We start from the raw sequence: 16333 nt of genomic DNA, 5'->3' as shown, positions 1-16333 counted from the left end.
CTGGCCCTTTATATGAAATAAGGTATGGTGAGAAAATGAGCAAACTTTCCCTTAAAGTTGGGACATACTTTTTAATATTAGCTTTATGTATTGAAACAATTGCCTTCGTATCTTTTTATAAGAACCTTTCAAACATACGTATTGAAGAGGAAACTCTTGCTCTTTTAGAGAAAGGAAATCGCTATAGTAAAATGATCAAAAACCGCGCGAAGTGGGGTGCATATTCTAAAGAAAAGAAACTCACAGAAAGCGCTGAACACAGTAAACGGCCTAAACGTGCTGTGTACCCCGAGTTTGATATCAACACTGAGGCTGAACACTTAGTTGAATCTGAATTAATTGCTAACTCTGATATAGCTATCATTATAACAGACAATAACGGCAAAATTATTTCTACCTCAGAACCCGTAACGAAAGAAATGCAAAAACAACTTACTTGTAAAACAGAGACTATCCCAGAAGGTGGATTAATCGTTGAAAAAAACTGGAAAAAATCAAAATTCATCTCAACGGTAAGCCCGCTGGAAATTCAAGGATTTCAAGGTAAGTTATATATGTTATTAAAGACATCTTTCTTAGAAAATATGTTACTTAAACTCATGAATCAATTTTTTATCATTAGTGTTTTGACAATTATTTTAACTACTATTTCTGTCTTTGTTTTTTCTCGTGTTATTACAGAACCGCTTATAAAAATGAAGCGGGCGACAGAAAAAATGTCAAAATTAAATAAGCCGATTCAATTAGGAATTAAACGAAATGATGAACTTGGAAGCTTAGCAAAAACGATTGAAGATTTATCTAGTGAACTTACGTATATGAAAAAAGAACGAAACGAATTTCTCGCTAGTGTAGCGCATGAATTACTAACTCCATTAACCTATATGAAAGGTTATGCAAAGGTAGCAAAAAGAGATTCTCTAACGAAAGAAGAACGTGAAGAATACTTACAAATCATTGAAGACGAAACGGATAGTGTAACCGATCTCGTACAAGATTTATTTATGCTTGCACAATTAGAGCAACATCAATTCGTTATTAAAAAACAAAAAATGCCCCTTAGACCATTTTTAGAACGAATGGTTGAAAAAACAAAAACAACATTAACAAACAAACAAATAGAAATTCATGTATACTGTAAAAATGATTTAGAAGTTTGTATAGATGAAAGGCGTATGGAACAAGTGATGTTAAATTTATTACACAACGCTTATCAACATTCATCAGAAAACACTTCTATAACAATACGTGTACTATCGAGTACGAATACTTTTACAATAAGTGTACAAGATGAAGGTGAAGGAATTCCAAAAGAAGATATCCCACACATTTTCGATCGCTTTTACCGTGTCGATAAATCTAGAACACGAGCTACAGGTGGAAAAGGTATCGGACTGGCTGTTGCAAAGGAAATTGTAGAACTTCATAATGGTTCTATCGAAGTAAAAAGCGAATTAGAAGTCGGAACAGAATTTATAATTGAATTACCCTTTGAATAATATATGCGGGAAATCACCAGTGGTAGTCAGCACTACTGGTGCTATTTTATTTATAAAACCAGCTCATATAAGCTAAGCTTTTGAAATTATTTTTATTTCAATATAAAATATAGGTACAACTGTAAAAGATTTGGAGGGTGATATAATTGGATATCCATGTATTAACAAAAGACGAAGCAGAAATTTACTTAGAACTTCGAGTAGAAGGATTAAAACAAAACCCGGAAGCTTTCAGCTCTTCTTATGAAGATATTATTAATAAAGAGTGTGCTATTGAATATAAAGCCCAAAAATTAGCACAAGATGAGAACTATACACTAGGTGCATTTAAAGATGGAGAATTAATCGGAGTTGCAACACTGGAAACGAAACCATATGTAAAACAAGAACATAAAGCGAAAATTGGTTCAGTATACGTGTCTCCAAAAGCACGCGGACTTGGAGCAGGAAAAGCACTTATTAAGGAATGTCTTGAACTTGCTAAATCTCTAGAAGTAGAGCAAGTTATGCTTGATGTAGTTGTTGGCAACGATGGTGCAAAAAAACTTTATGAGTCATTAGGCTTTAAAACATTTGGTGTGCAGGAACGTTCATTAAAATATAACGGACAATATTGGGATGAAGAGCATATGGTTCTTTTCCTTGATGAAGAAAAATAATAAAAAACATCCTCCATTTATGAGGATGTTTTTTTACTTCCTTGCAAACCATGCTGTATATAATAATTGAATGGCCCCTTCAATTTCTTCCTCTAATAGAGTCGCAAATCCAAGCAATACTGTATTTTCGGGAGAAGTCCCTTCCTTATAATACATCGAAACAGGATATACTTTAATACTCCTTTCAGCTGCAGCTTCCACTAACTCTTTCTCTTCCATCCCATTATGCACTTTTAATAAAATATGTAGGCCGGAGTCCTCTCCTATTACTTCAACCCCAATAGAAAAATATTTTTCTATTACCGAAACAAGGCGGTCCCTCTTCTTTCGGTACACAACGCGCATTTTATGAATATGTTTTTCCCAATGCCCATCATTTATAAATTTCTTAATGATCTCTTGATCCATTCTTGAAACGCTTTGTGTATAAAATAAATATTGCTCCTGATACTGCTTAATGAGCGGTTTTGGCAACACCATATAACTCATCCGTAATGATGGCAATAGCGCTTTAGACAGCGTACCCATATAAATTACTTTCCCATCTCGATCTAACCCTTGCAGCGCCGGAATCGGCTTTCCTGAATATCGGAATTCACTATCATAATCATCTTCAATAATATATCTTCCTTCTTCTTTTTGCGCCCATTGTAAAAGCTGCATTCTTCTCGTAATTGGCATAATCATCCCGCAAGGAAACTGATGCGAAGGTGTAACAAATACAACATTTGCATGGCTATCAGTTAACTGTGACATACAAATTCCATCTCGATCTAAAGATAACATTTGGACATTTTGTTCCCCTTGCTCAAAAACAACCATTTTCCGATGGTACCCAGGATTCTCAACTGCATAACGACTTCCCTTTAACATCTGAAATAACATTTTTACTAATATTTGCGTACCCGCTCCTATTACAATTTGACTAGCTACGCATCGTACACCTCTAGATTCATACAAATAGCTCGCGATTGCTTCTCGTAAACTTACCTCCCCTTGCGGATGTCCAAGAAAAAGTAAATCTTTATTTTCAACTTGCCATACCTCGTTCGTAATTTTTCGATATACATGAAACGGAAAAGTATTAGTATCCACACCCGTTTGAGTGAAATCAAATTTATACTCCTTATCTTGAAAAGGCGCTTCTCCTATCACCTCTTCGCTGCCTTCCACATGAATCATTTGCTCGATTTCACATGCAAAATACCCTTTTCTAGAAATCGACTCAATATATCCTTCCGCAAGAAGTTGCTCATAAGCAGCTTCAACTGTATTTTTACTCACTTGTAAATATGTTGCTAGCTTCCTCTTAGCCGGTAATTTCGTAAAAGCCGAGATCGTTCCATCTTTAATCTCTTTTTTTATATACTCATACAATTGTACATACAGTGCCGTCTTACTATTTGCATTCAAATTAGGCGTTAATTCTAACACAATAACTGACCCCTCTCAAAAACACATAACTGATACTTTTTACAGTACCAGAAGTTCTATATAATTCCTTTTATCATGTAACGCATTAATAATCAAATACTAGAGAGGAGATGCATGATAATGAACAATGGTAGACGCATTGGACTTATGATGATTATTACAGGAGCCACCCTATGGGGATTATCTGGTCCTATGATTCAGTGGCTATTTCAACATACTAACGTATCATCACTTGATTTTTTAACAATTCGCCTGTTGCTCGCTGGAATATTCATTTTATCTTTCTTGCTTATTAAAAAACAAAACATATTTCACATTTGGAAACACCCTAAACACTTTATACAGCTTATAATTTTCTCTATTCTTGGCATGCTTGGTGCGCAGTACGCTTTTATCGAAACAGTTCATATTAGTAACGCTGTCACAGCAACACTATTTCAATTTCTAGGTCCTGTTCTTATTACAATTTACGTTGCGCTTGAGCAAAAGAAATTCCCTGCTTCTATGCAAATAATCGCAATTATCACTGCTCTAACAGGGACATACTTTATTATTACAAACGGTTCAATTGAAAATATTGTTTTATCTAAAGCAGCTATTACTTTCGGCCTGTTAACAGCGATTGGTTTTGCGTTTTATACCCTTCATCCGGCTTCTCTCATTAAAGAATGCGGAACAACTATAGTAATTGGCTGGGGGATGTTAATTGGAGGGATTGCACTGCTTATTTGTAATCGTTCTTTTGGATGGAATCAGATTTCGCAAACTTTCACACTTCAAACTTTTTCTATGCTTATTCTTATCATTATAAGCGGCACTCTTTCTTTCCTTCTTTATATCGGGAGTCTTAAATATTTAGCAGCAACAGAAACAAGTATTTTATCTAGCATTGAACCACTTGTAGCTGCCATCGTTTCAATCGCTTGGCTTAATGAGTCTTTTGGAGCATATCAATTATTAGGCGGAGTATGTATCGTTCTTTCTGTTATTTTCTTAACAATGCCTCAAAAAGAGAGAGAACCAACCTTTTCAACTGAGCAAATATAAAGTGAAACTTTAATCAGTGGGGGTTTTGTTCATCCCCACTGATTATTAGCCCGCACCAATCGGGCGTTTACGGGCAGTTAATGCGGGATAGAAAATGTCAAAAGAGGTCGTACAAAACTTACGACCTCTTTTTATGATTTAAAGGAATTGTCCCGCCTGCTAGCAAATACAATTACACTAACAATAAAAATTAGGAGTGTGGCACTATGAAAAAAATCGGAACTATGCTACTTTTCTCCTTCCTCATTACTGGCTGCGCGCAAGTGCAACCAGATTCAAATGTACCTAAAAAAGAGGTACTAGAAACGTCATCCTCTCAAATTAACGCACCTTCCTTTTTTCATCTTAGTGTTTTAAAAGATGTAAATTGGGAAGAAGCACCTTCCTTTACAGAGGGGAAGATGCCCTTAAAAGGCATTGAAGGAAAAATTGCAATGGCTGATAGCTCTATTATCGCAAATGAACAAAATGAAATAATGTGGTTCTTCCTAGATCCTGAAATGCCAACTGGAAAACTATCTATTATCGCGTTAAAACAAGGAACTACAACTACAACTCCAGTACTCTTTCAAAAAGAAACTTCCAAACAAACTTGGACTACTTCAAATACAGTCGATACAACCATAAAGGAACTCCCTCTCGTAATGTCACTACCTTCCTCTGGATTATGGGTATTAAATATATATGTGAATGAAAAATATTATGATCAGTTTGTAATCAACGCCGAATAAAGTGACAAAACTGAAACACTTCCTTACAACAATGGAATTTCTACGTCCCGTACTTCGATAGTTGGATCATCTCTCTTCTCTTATACTTAAAGTAAGAGATGAAGCGAGGAGAGAGGAGAGATGAAAAAAATGATAGAAGTGATCGTAGCAGTAACTGAGGTTTTAGTAAATGGTAAACAAGTTGCAATGGAATTAAATAAATAATGAAAGGGGCTTGAATAAATTTATACTTCTTCATTGTTTTGATTTCTTATCTCAAAAAAAAGCAGTGCCTTTTTAAGGCGCTGCTTTTGACTATTTATAACTTGGCATTTTCGTAATTTGCGCCACTCCTGAATCAATGGCTGCTTTTGCTACTGCTTCTGCAACACTTGGAACAACTCTTTTATCTAATGGATTTGGAATTACATAATTCGCATTACGTTCTTCGTCCGTAATTATGTTAGCGATCCCATATGCTGCTGCTAATTTCATCTCTTCTGTAATATCAGTCGCACGAACATCTAACGCACCACGGAATATTCCAGGGAACGCCAATACATTATTTACTTGATTCGAATAATCAGAACGTCCAGTTCCTACTACAGCTGCCCCAGCTTCTAATGCGTCCTCTGGGAATATTTCTGGGATTGGATTCGCCATTGCAAACACAATTGGTTTCTCGTTCATCGTCTGTATAAGTTCTTTCGTTAATACGTTTGGAGCAGATACACCGATGAAAATATCAGCTTGATGAATCGCTTCCTTTAATGTTCCACGTACATATTCTCGATTTGTCTTCTTTGAAACTTCGATTTGCGCTTCGTTCATCCATGTTTCACCTTCACAAACAATACCTTCTAAACTAACTAACGTAATGTGTTTTGCGCCAGCTTTTAATAATAATTTTCCAATTGCAATTCCTGCCGAACCCGCACCGTTAATAACAATTTTAACATCGTCCATTTGTTTACTTACAACTTTTAATGCATTAATAACAGCTGCTAAAACAACAATAGCCGTCCCATGCTGATCATCATGAAATACAGGAATATTCGTTTCTTCTTTTAATCGTTTTTCAATTTCAAAACAGCGTGGTGCTGCAATATCCTCTAAATTAATACCTGCAAATGTAGGCTCTAGATTTTTCACAAGGGTAACGATTTCATCCACATCAGTCGTACCTAAACATAGCGGGAAAGCATCTACATTCGCAAACTTCTTAAATAAAATACTTTTCCCTTCCATAACAGGCATAGCCGCTTTCGGTCCAATATTTCCCAAACCAAGTACTGCTGTTCCATCTGAAACAACTGCCACCATGTTCCCTCTTGCTGTATAGTCATACGCTGTTTCTTCATCTGCCGCAATTGCTTTACAAGACTCAGCTACCCCTGGTGTATAAGTCAGACTTAAATCATCCGCTGAATTCACTTCTACTTTACTTGTGATCTCAATTTTTCCTACTAACTCTTTATGCAATAACAATGATCTTTCATTAATCTGATTTTCTAACATACTTATAATCTCCCCTTAATTTGACAAGCTAGCTATATGAATATAGCTAGCCTGTTTTGATCATGAAAACATTTTTAATAAAATTGTTGCTGTTACGACCACTGCTGCTCCACCTAAACGCGTTGAAATTTGCGCAAACGGCATTAATTCCATACGATTTGAAGCTGATAAAATAGCAACATCTCCAGTTCCACCTAAACCACTATGACATCCGGTTACAATTGCCGATTCAACTGGATACATTTTCATCACTTTACCTATAAGAAAACCTGATGCTACCATTGTAAGAACAACTGATGCACAAACAACAACATATCCTACGGAAAGAACTGCTGCTACGTCTTTTAACGGAATATATAGCAATCCTAAACCGACCATTAGCGGCCAAGTTAAATTCTTTGAAATAAATTTATATAAATGGAATGCACCTTGCTCCATTTTTGCTGGCATTAATTTAAAGTATTTCACAAGTGCTGCTGAAAAAATCATAATGATTGCTCCTGGAATACCGATAAACTTAGAAGCAAATCCTCCGAAAATAAAGAATGTACATGCAATCAATAACCCGGCTCCCATTAATGAGAAATCAATTGGTTTTTCTGTATTTTGCTCTTTTAATAACTCTGCTTGATTATCTGTTTTTACTAATACACCATTCCCACTAAGCTCAGGTCTCTTCTCACCTAAACGCTTCATATAGCCTGCGCTCACAATTGCAAACATATTTCCGATAATAGCTGCTGGAATAAGCTGTGATACAAACGTTGCTGATGATTCATTTAAAATATCACCGTAAGCTAGTGATAACGGTAAAATCCCTTCCCCAATACCACCACTCACAATTGGCACGATGATAAAGAAAAATGTCTGCTTCATTTCAAATCCAAATAGTGAACCTACTAATAAGCCTACTGCGATAGAAGCTAACGTTCCTACTACTAAAGGAATAAACATGCGAACGAAACCTTGTACTAATACTTTACGGTTCATTCCTAAAATACTTCCTACTACTAAACAAGAAATATATAAATATAAAAAGTTCGATTTTTTCATTAACATAGTCGCAGCTTCCATTGAAGCTGGATTCATCCAGTTAAAAAATACAAGTAACGATGGAATAAATAATGAAAGAATTGCTGGACCACCAATGTTTTTTAGAATTGGAATTCTCATCCCAATATCACCTAAGAAAATCCCCATGATCATAATAACTGCAAATCCACCAATCATATCTGCTGGCAATTTATTATATACAGATGCCCCATAAATAATAGCAGCCAATACTACATATAACGGTAAAGGTATTACACCGATTTTTACATTCATAATTTTCGAAGCGAACGATTCTCTTTGTACCCCATTCTCCTCAGAAAATGATACCGCTTCCATATCCTTTTGAATCCCCATATGGCACCCCCTTGTTTTCTTAGTTACAATATTAAAACGCTTTCAATAGTAAAAATAGTTTTTGAAAGTTTTGTAACTATTTTTGTAATTAAAAAAAGTATAAGCAACTTATAATAAGTCGCTTATACGTAAAAATCTATTTTATTCCGGTCAATACACTTTAATTTACTCACCGGTCTTCCCACACTTTGATACACCATTTCATTCTCTAATACTCCGACTTCAGTCAAAAACATTACATACTTTCGAATAGAAACTCTCGAAACCCCTACTAATTGCGCCATTTCATCAGTTGTAAATGCTTGTCCATTAAGCGATTCGATTTTCTGCCAAATGAGTTGCAATGTTTGCTTTGTTAATCCTTTCGGAAGCTCTTTATAGTCAAAGGACTCTCTTTTTTCTTTTTGTAAAATTAGTGAATCTAATTCCGATTGACTAATTTTTTGTTGTTCTTTCATGAAAGTAAATTTTTCTCGATACACAGTTAATGCTTCCTTAAAGCGTTCAAATGTAAATGGTTTAATTAGATAGTCTACAACTCCATATTGTAATGCTTTTTTGATACTTCCCATATCATGCACAGCTGAAATCATCATAATATCAATTTCTTTTTCTTGATTTCGAATATACATTAACAGCTCAAATCCAGTCTCCTCAGGCATAAAAATATCAAGTAATATGAAGTCTACTCGTGACTTCTCTAATACTTCTATCGCTTCTTTAACTGAGTTAACTGCATGGACAAGTTCAAACCCTCCCACTTGCTCTAAGTAATGCTTATTTAGCATCGCAACCATCGGATCATCTTCTACAATCAAAACTTTGATCATTTTATCTCTCATCCCTACTTTTAGGTATTTCAATCGTTATTGTCGTTCCCGTTCCTAACACTGAATGAACATGAATCTCACCATTTATTCGCTGTATACTTTCCTTTACAAGATGCAAACCATACCCCCGATTATCACCTTTTGTAGAATAACCTTTTATAAATAATGCATCAATTTCATCTTCTTTTATGCCTTTCCCTGTATCTTGTACTGTAATAATTAATGTATCCCCATATTGTATTCCAACTTCAACCTGTTTCTTCTCACAGTTCGTCACTGCGTCTAATGCATTATTAATTAAATTTCCGACAATAGTGATCAGTTCATGAATGATACGTTCATCATATATTTCTGGTAAGTAAGAATCTTCTTTTATAATTAACTTTATATTTTTCTCTCTAGCATAACTAAGTTTACCTAGTAAAAATCCAGCAAATACTGGGCTTTGAATTTTTTTCATAATCCCCCCCATTTCATATTGATGCTCTGATACCATACTACTTACATATTTCTGCAATTCTTCATACTGCTTCATATGTGTTAAACCTAATACGACATGCATTTTATTCATAAATTCATGAGATTGAGCCCGTAATGCTTCCGCATATAGCCTAGTACCAGTTAACTCTTCTGCTAATTTTCTAATTTCTGTTTTATCACGAAATGTTGCAATTGCACCAACTATTTCTCCTTTTACATATAAAGGAACACGATTAGTAACAATCGTAATTCCATAAATATTTTGTTCTTCGTTTAATTGTACCTCTCCTGTTTGTAACACTTCTTTTATACGTGAATTCGGCATATACAATTCAACATCTTTACCGATAAATTCTTCTTTCAGTCCACTTTTCTTAAATATCCGTTTCGCTTCATTATTGATTAAAGTTACTCTCGCCTCTTTATCTACAGCAATAATACCCTCCTTTACAGATTGCAACATCGTATTTCTTTCTTCAAGAATTTTCGCTATCCTGTGCGGCTCAAGACCGAATAAACTTTTCTTTATATGCCTAGCTAGCAATATTGCTCCTATAATTCCGACTAGTACTCCAACTCCGACACCAATATAAATAATATGTCTACTTTCCTTAACCCTTTCTTTTACATTATCTGCTGAAATACCGACAGCCACCGCTCCAATTTGTTCACCTGTTTCAGAAAATATTGGTACAAATACTCGCATTGAAATACCTAAAGTTCCTTCTGCTAGCGATACATGTTCCTTCCCTTTCAATACAGGTCCTTCATCTCCCCCAATAAAATGATGACCTATTTTTTGAGGGTTTGGATGCGATTTTCTTATTCCATCCATATCCATAACTACAATAAATTGAACACCTGTATTTTTTAATATCCTATTTGTATACGTTTGGATTGCTGAAGTATCTGCTTTCCCAATCAAACCATTAATTACAACTGAATCATTCGCCACAATGTGTGCAATTGTTTTCGCTTTCTCTGCTTGGCTTTCCTCCGTTGTCCGTTCTACATTATGACTAATTAATATATCTGTCACAAGTAAAGAAAAAATTACAACTGTACAAACTAACAATGTAATCGTTTTCCATAAATTCCATAATCTTTTTCGCATTCCTTCAATAGCTCCCCTAGTTATTAAATAGAATAATAAGTAAGGTGGTATCATTTTCACCTTACTTATATTTGCTGTTATTATACTTTAAATGTACTAGTCATTTCTTATAGTTCTTTTCTTCTTCCATCAAATTAACTTATTTTTCTACAGCCGCTGCACTCTTCGTTATTTCAACAACTTAGAAAACAATACATAATAATAACATGTATTATTTTGCTCAATTATGCATTTTTGCATATTTAGTTATTTTTAAAAAGATTAACTTACAAAATAAGAGAACCCCATATAGAAGTTCTCTTGTTTCATATCATTTTCGCTTCTTAAAAACACCTTTCACAAAACTTTCTTTATGATCCGTGTACTTCTTTATCCCGACCGAATGCTTCTTAGCATAATCTAATTTAAAATTTTTGTACTCCACTTTCGCTTCCTCATTGGCATTCAAATAATCTCTGAAGAAGATTAAATTATTCCAAATCCCCTTTTCATACTCTACTAAATGAATATAATGTGTACGTTTTTGAAAAGAAGGATCAGTAAACTTTGCAAAGATAATTTCACCAGGTCGCTCCACCTTTAATCGTAAAAATCCTATAGATTTAAAACCATCTATAATAGATTTCCCTACTGCATTTAAATCATCTACAGCTACTAATATGTCTATAATTGGCTTGGATACCATACCTTCAATAGCCGTACTGCCAATGTGCTCAATACGATTCGCCTCTATATGCATACTTTCTTGTATTTCATGTTTCACTTTAGAAAATTCTTTTTTCCACTCATCTGTATAACTCACTAACTTAATTTCGTCACCCATTATTCCTAGATCCATACCCCTTTTCCCCCTAATTTATTTTGAACTTTTCACATAACTAATCGCTTGGCTCCCCATTTGTACCCACGCCTTTTCAAAATTTTCTCTCGATACACTGATATTCGGGCTTTCGTTAAGTGGATCTTGAATATATACAGACTCCTTATCATATCCAACAAGAACAACACAATGTTCATTATAAGTAATAGAAACATCTCCACCATTTGTTTCCCATATAATGAATTCATCCTCATCTAGCGGTGCATATGTTGCATTCGTAATCATTACTACCGGTTGCCCATTACTTACACTCTTATAAAGTTCTTCAATACTCTTCCCTGTTAAGTCCACAGCTTCATTCGGTAAATATTTTTTCGCTAATTGAAAAAGTGGTCCATGATATACACCATATCCCGATTCAGAAAACGTATAAATGTTCCCCACAAATCCTTCATTCGGATTTCCTCTTACACCATCGTCTAAAAAATTTACCTTTTTGATGTCACTCGCTAATTTCATCTTATCTACAGAAACACCCGCATATTGTAACATCATCGCTAAACTTGTTACTTCGCAGCCTCTATCTAACTCTGGTAATTGTTGAATTAAAGGCACATTTGATAACATGACTTTTTCATCGTTATTACTAAACTCTGTTCGTTTTTGACTTTGTATACTTGAAAATAGTAACCCCTTTACTTTCTCCACATACTTTGTAATTCCATTTGTATATGCACCCCATATCCCTATACAAAGTACGGTCATACATATATACCACTTCCATTTTCGTATCACCCTCACGCCCTTTTTAATTCGTTAAATACGAATAAAACGCATCAGCATCTGTTTGAACCATAGGAATAAACTTAAGCTCTTTTCCCTTTTCAGGTTGTTCAAGATTTATCTTCTCCGCCAAATCTTGAATATTCAAATTCGCTCTATCCATATCCAGCTCATCTGCTATTTCTATTACCTTTTGCTCATTGATTTCTCTTAATACTTGATATATATCTTTGCCATATAAATCAATATGATATTTTTTTGCTTCTTCCTGCACTTTTTGTTCGTACACTTCTTGCGCTAACTCTTCCATCTCTTTTCCTTGTTGAGCAATACCTAGCTTTTCTGCCTCTTCTCTAACTTTCGTTCCATAGATTTCTTCCTCAATTTCTTCTACTTCTTTTCCTTCAATTGAAACACCAAGCTTTTCTGCTTCATTATTAATTTTAATCTTATTAATTTGATCAATTAAACTTACAATCGACGTATTCTCTATAGATATTCCTAGTTTTAACGCTTCTTGCCTCACTTTTGTTTCATAAATTTCTTCTGAAAGAATTCCAACATCTTTTCCTTCTACCGAGATACCTAATTTTTCTGCTTCTCTTCCTACTTCCGTTTCATGAATTTCCTTTTCTAACGTAATTTGTTCTTTCCCATCCGTTTCAATTCCTAATTTTTCCGCTTTTTCTTCTGTATGCATTGCATGTATTTTCCCATCATTTAATTGTTCTTTACTACGCTGCGTGTAATCGATCTTTCCTTTTGGTGTTCCAGAAGGAGAGGCCCCCCCTAATATACTTACACTCATTACTCCAATAGTGAATACCGTCATCATTTTCTTTTTCAAGACTTCTTCCTCCCTCTCACACTTTCTTTTTCCAGCTTTCCCATAATTTTTTTAATACTATACATCAACTTCATCACCGTTAAAAATAACAGTATGATTCATCTAATTCATCCAAAAATATCTACTCCAACATCTCTTTCTATTACAAGTTTCCATGATGTAATACATGATACAAGTTGTTTCTTAACTTTCCCTTAAAAAAAGACGACCTTGTAAAAACAAGGTCGTCTTCTCACTTATAATCTTTGATTTTTTGGGAAAATCACTTCAAAACAAGTTCCTTCTCCCCATTTGCTCTCTACCGATATTTTTCCATAATGCTTTTCTACAATCCAATTAGCGATTGAAAGACCTAACCCCGCTCCTTCTGATGGACTTCTTGCTTTATCTCCTTGATAAAAACGATCAAATAACTTTGGAATATCCACTTCTTTAACTCCTATCCCGTTATCCTTCACTTGTATGCGAATCGAACTACTCGTTTGTATACAAGTAATTTGAATATGTCCACCTTCATTCGTATACTTCATTGCATTATCTAGCAATATGACCATCAATTGATGAATTCTCTCTCTATCGCCAATAAACGATATGTCACGTTCTACTTTTAATATCATCTCTTTTTCTTGATAAGAAGCAATCTCTTTATATGGATCTACTATTTCTTCTAACAATTTATCCACTTCAAATGTTTTCTTATCCATCTCGATTTGATTAGAATCCGAACGTGCTAACAATAATAAATTGCTAACTAGTTTTGATAGCCGTCTACATTCCTTTGAAATTGTAGAAATATCCATCGCCTTTTCTTCTATCGTTGCAGATGGTGACTGGAATAATACATCTGTTTTTGATTGAATAACCGCAAGTGGTGTTCTTAATTCATGCGATGCATCCGAAACGAACTGCTGCTGTTTCTCCCATGAATTTTGAATCGGTATGAGTGCTCTCCCCGCTAGGAAAAAGCCGATTCCTATTGCACATAGACTTCCTATGCTGCAACCTATAACGAGAATTAAAAATAAAGTATTTATCATTTCTTTTTCGGCTGTTGTATCGCGTACGATTTGCACAATTTGTCCATCATCCTGAAACGCTAATGTTCTGAAATAATGCCCCTTTACTTCTATATCCTGAAGAACTCCTAATTTCTTTGGCGCAAAAGCTGGAATATTCTCTGTAAAAATAGAGAAAAATCTAGGGTTTTTCTCATCCATTGAGATTGTATTTCCTTTCCAGAACAACTTCATGACTCTTGGATCCCCAATTTGAATATTTTTCATGCCTCCCTTTGGAGGATTCTTAGATTTAACCCCATCTTTATATTCAATTATTTTTTCAAATGATTTATCTACTGCACCATAAATTCGATTATATGTGTATAAATAAATTATACTGCCTAATACCCCAATTAATACGATGAAAACTAATGAATTTACTATAGTCAAACGAATGCGTGTTTTTTGAAACATACTTCCCTTTTTCATTGTTCTTTTAATATATATCCAATACCACGAACAGTTTGAATATCTTTCTGATAACCGAATGGTTCTAATTTTTTACGTAAATGATGAACATACACTTCTACTATGGCTACTGTTGTATCCGAATCAAATCCCCAAACACGATCAAAAATTTGTTCACGCATTAAAATCTTACCGCTATTTTGAATGAGGTACTCTAGAAGTTCATACTGTTTTAAAGTCAGCTTAATTGCTTGTCCATCTACTTGTGCATCTTTATCTTTTCCAAACAGTTCAATCCCTTTATAACGAATTGTCTGCTTTGTTGTTAAACTACCACTTCGTCGTAATAAAGCACGAATTCTCGCTTTTAATTCCGGCGCTTGAAATGGCTTAACGAGATAATCATCTCCGCCAAAATCTAACCCTTTTACTCGATCCTCCAAAGAATCTTTTGCTGTTAAAAATAAAACTGGCGTTTCAATCTTCTCATCTCGTATTTTTTGAATAACTTCAAATCCATCCATTTCTGGCATCATGACATCAAGTAGTATTGCATCATATATATTTTGTAATGCCAAAAACAAGCCATCTTCCCCATTGATTGCCGTGTCCACTTCAAATTCATCGCGTAAAATTTGTACGATAGACTCCAATAAAGCAGCATTATCTTCTACTACAAGTAAGCGCATATTCTCACCTTCCACCATATAGTTCAATTCTATTTATAATTACATTTTAACGTTTTTCTCGATATAAAATTTGGAAGATTTATTATAAAAGCTCTCCCTTAAATTTTGCTTAATAAAAAATTGAAAGAAATAAGATTTCCCTTATCCCTTTCAATTTTTTACTACATACACCTTTTTACTCGGCAATTCTAAACAATTTAACTGACCACCATAAACCGCACCACCATCAATTCCTATAATACGATTACTCCCAAAATATACTCCACAATTCTCACTACCATGAAGCGTTTTTGTTTCCGTATGACCAAATACAACAAACTTTTTGCCACTATATCCACTATGAAACTCATTACGGATCCACATTAACGTGTATGGTTCAGAGTCAGAAACTTGTTTCATTGGCTCAACACCAGCATGTACAAAGATATACTCTTCTGTTTCAATGTAATGATCTAATCCTTGAATAAACGTTACATGTTCCTCTAATATATGAGATTGTAAAATCGGTTTTTGGAAGTTTTCCTCCTTAACCGCAATGTCTTCTTCTACAAATCCATAGCTATATAACGTTTTATCTCCACCATTCCTTTTTACCCAATGGTTCCATGAACGTTCCTCATCTGTCGTTAACGCCTTAATCATCATATCTTCATGATTTCCCTTTAAAATGAAGGCTCCCTCTTCTTTTAACTCTTTTACCTTTTCAATGACAGCACTTGCATTCGGGCCACGATCTACATAATCCCCCAACAAAATTAGTTGATCCTGTTTTGCATCGTAGTGAGCTTCTTCCAATAATTGTTCGAACTTTTCTATTTCTCCATGAATATCACTAATAACAAGAATTCTTTTCATATTATCCCCTTCTTTCTAAACCATTCTCTTTCTAATTATAATTCAAAACGACAGAAACTTCTGAATCACATTTATTACAAACTAAAACTATTATCCTTACAACAATGTAAGTCTCATGTCATCCAATTCGATGGTTGCAATTACTGTATTTCCTTATACTAAAAGTAAGAAATGA

General features: G+C 34.5%; 15 protein-coding genes. 4 read left to right on the top strand and 11 right to left on the bottom strand.

The window, feature by feature from the left end:
* The first annotated feature begins 35 nt into the window (after positions 1 to 35).
* Both BAU23_RS27560 and BAU23_RS27555 read left to right on the top strand, forming a co-directional pair.
* Positions 36 to 1499 (top strand): HAMP domain-containing sensor histidine kinase, encoded by a 1464-nt coding sequence (locus BAU23_RS27560; RefSeq protein WP_000041032.1) that lies wholly within the window; start codon positions 36 to 38, stop codon positions 1497 to 1499.
* A gap of 146 nt (positions 1500 to 1645) precedes the next feature.
* The gene (locus BAU23_RS27555; protein WP_000351210.1) at positions 1646 to 2158 is read left to right on the top strand and encodes a GNAT family N-acetyltransferase; all 513 of its coding nucleotides are present in this window, start codon (positions 1646 to 1648) and stop codon (positions 2156 to 2158) included.
* A 33-nt stretch (positions 2159 to 2191) separates the two neighbouring features.
* On the opposite strand, the gene pdxR is transcribed toward BAU23_RS27555, so the two are convergent.
* Positions 2192 to 3592, bottom strand: a complete 1401-nt coding sequence (gene pdxR, locus BAU23_RS27550) for a MocR-like pyridoxine biosynthesis transcription factor PdxR (RefSeq protein ID WP_000891863.1) — start codon at positions 3590 to 3592, stop codon at positions 2192 to 2194.
* Positions 3593 to 3712: 120 nt separating this feature from the next.
* On the opposite strand from pdxR, the gene BAU23_RS27545 reads away from it, so the two are divergent.
* Both BAU23_RS27545 and BAU23_RS27540 read left to right on the top strand, forming a co-directional pair.
* On the top strand, positions 3713 to 4639 hold the full coding sequence (locus BAU23_RS27545) for a DMT family transporter (protein WP_001059065.1): 927 nt from the start codon (positions 3713 to 3715) through the stop codon (positions 4637 to 4639).
* 206 nt (positions 4640 to 4845) lie between these two features.
* Positions 4846 to 5370, top strand: coding sequence for a DUF4871 domain-containing protein (locus BAU23_RS27540; RefSeq protein ID WP_000719661.1), 525 nt, complete (start codon positions 4846 to 4848; stop codon positions 5368 to 5370).
* A gap of 294 nt (positions 5371 to 5664) precedes the next feature.
* Here BAU23_RS27540 and BAU23_RS27535 read toward each other — a convergent pair whose 3' ends face one another.
* The 10 genes from BAU23_RS27535 to BAU23_RS27490 all read right to left on the bottom strand — a co-directional run bounded on the left by BAU23_RS27535 (position 5665) and on the right by BAU23_RS27490 (position 16158).
* Positions 5665 to 6867, bottom strand: coding sequence for an NAD(P)-dependent malic enzyme (locus tag BAU23_RS27535; protein WP_000892411.1), 1203 nt, complete (start codon positions 6865 to 6867; stop codon positions 5665 to 5667).
* 60 nt (positions 6868 to 6927) lie between these two features.
* Positions 6928 to 8274 carry a 2-hydroxycarboxylate transporter family protein gene (locus BAU23_RS27530; protein ID WP_000512690.1) on the bottom strand — a complete coding sequence of 449 codons (1347 nt, stop codon included), beginning with the start codon at positions 8272 to 8274 and terminating at the stop codon, positions 6928 to 6930.
* Between the two features lie 122 nt (positions 8275 to 8396).
* A complete protein-coding gene (locus BAU23_RS27525) occupies positions 8397 to 9104 on the bottom strand; it encodes a response regulator (protein ID WP_000598647.1) in 708 nt (235 codons plus the stop codon).
* A gap of 1 nt (position 9105) precedes the next feature.
* Positions 9106 to 10698 carry a sensor histidine kinase gene (locus BAU23_RS27520; RefSeq protein ID WP_033670025.1) on the bottom strand — a complete coding sequence of 531 codons (1593 nt, stop codon included), beginning with the start codon at positions 10696 to 10698 and terminating at the stop codon, positions 9106 to 9108.
* A gap of 310 nt (positions 10699 to 11008) precedes the next feature.
* Entirely contained in the window at positions 11009 to 11536 is a 528-nt protein-coding gene (locus BAU23_RS27515; protein ID WP_000363042.1) for a GrpB family protein, read from the bottom strand.
* A gap of 18 nt (positions 11537 to 11554) precedes the next feature.
* Positions 11555 to 12283: a C39 family peptidase gene (locus tag BAU23_RS27510; RefSeq protein WP_000217064.1), complete on the bottom strand. Its 729-nt coding sequence runs from the start codon at positions 12281 to 12283 to the stop codon at positions 11555 to 11557.
* Positions 12284 to 12326: 43 nt separating this feature from the next.
* Positions 12327 to 13148 (bottom strand): hypothetical protein, encoded by an 822-nt coding sequence (locus tag BAU23_RS27505; protein ID WP_000728600.1) that lies wholly within the window; start codon positions 13146 to 13148, stop codon positions 12327 to 12329.
* A gap of 236 nt (positions 13149 to 13384) precedes the next feature.
* Positions 13385 to 14620, bottom strand: coding sequence for a sensor histidine kinase (locus BAU23_RS27500; RefSeq protein ID WP_000486893.1), 1236 nt, complete (start codon positions 14618 to 14620; stop codon positions 13385 to 13387).
* 11 nt (positions 14621 to 14631) lie between these two features.
* Positions 14632 to 15303 carry a response regulator transcription factor gene (locus BAU23_RS27495; RefSeq protein WP_001238606.1) on the bottom strand — a complete coding sequence of 224 codons (672 nt, stop codon included), beginning with the start codon at positions 15301 to 15303 and terminating at the stop codon, positions 14632 to 14634.
* Between the two features lie 150 nt (positions 15304 to 15453).
* The gene (locus BAU23_RS27490; protein WP_071735627.1) at positions 15454 to 16158 is read right to left on the bottom strand and encodes a metallophosphoesterase family protein; all 705 of its coding nucleotides are present in this window, start codon (positions 16156 to 16158) and stop codon (positions 15454 to 15456) included.
* Between the last annotated feature and the right edge of the window lie 175 nt (positions 16159 to 16333).

This window comes from Bacillus nitratireducens, from assembly GCF_001884135.1.
Classification (GTDB): Bacteria; Bacillota; Bacilli; order Bacillales; family Bacillaceae_G; genus Bacillus_A; species Bacillus_A nitratireducens.
The sequence above is the reverse complement of the archived record's forward strand: the minus strand, read 5'-3'. Positions and strand labels throughout refer to the sequence as shown.

Bases quoted from the DNA above. Each gene is read 5' to 3' on its own strand.
- BAU23_RS27535 (WP_000892411.1), bottom strand. From the start codon at position 6,867: ATGTTAGAAAATCAGATTAATGAAAGATCATTGTTATTGCATAAAGAG.
- BAU23_RS27530 (WP_000512690.1), bottom strand. From the start codon at position 8,274: ATGGGGATTCAAAAGGATATGGAAGCGGTATCATTTTCTGAGGAGAAT.
- BAU23_RS27515 (WP_000363042.1), bottom strand. From the start codon at position 11,536: ATGGATCTAGGAATAATGGGTGACGAAATTAAGTTAGTGAGTTATACA.
- BAU23_RS27545 (WP_001059065.1), top strand. From the start codon at position 3,713: ATGAACAATGGTAGACGCATTGGACTTATGATGATTATTACAGGAGCC.
- BAU23_RS27520 (WP_033670025.1), bottom strand. From the start codon at position 10,698: ATGCGAAAAAGATTATGGAATTTATGGAAAACGATTACATTGTTAGTT.
- BAU23_RS27490 (WP_071735627.1), bottom strand. From the start codon at position 16,158: ATGAAAAGAATTCTTGTTATTAGTGATATTCATGGAGAAATAGAAAAG.
- BAU23_RS27525 (WP_000598647.1), bottom strand. From the start codon at position 9,104: ATGATCAAAGTTTTGATTGTAGAAGATGATCCGATGGTTGCGATGCTA.
- BAU23_RS27540 (WP_000719661.1), top strand. From the start codon at position 4,846: ATGAAAAAAATCGGAACTATGCTACTTTTCTCCTTCCTCATTACTGGC.
- BAU23_RS27500 (WP_000486893.1), bottom strand. From the start codon at position 14,620: ATGTTTCAAAAAACACGCATTCGTTTGACTATAGTAAATTCATTAGTT.
- BAU23_RS27495 (WP_001238606.1), bottom strand. From the start codon at position 15,303: ATGCGCTTACTTGTAGTAGAAGATAATGCTGCTTTATTGGAGTCTATC.
- BAU23_RS27560 (WP_000041032.1), top strand. From the start codon at position 36: ATGAGCAAACTTTCCCTTAAAGTTGGGACATACTTTTTAATATTAGCT.
- BAU23_RS27510 (WP_000217064.1), bottom strand. From the start codon at position 12,283: ATGACCGTACTTTGTATAGGGATATGGGGTGCATATACAAATGGAATT.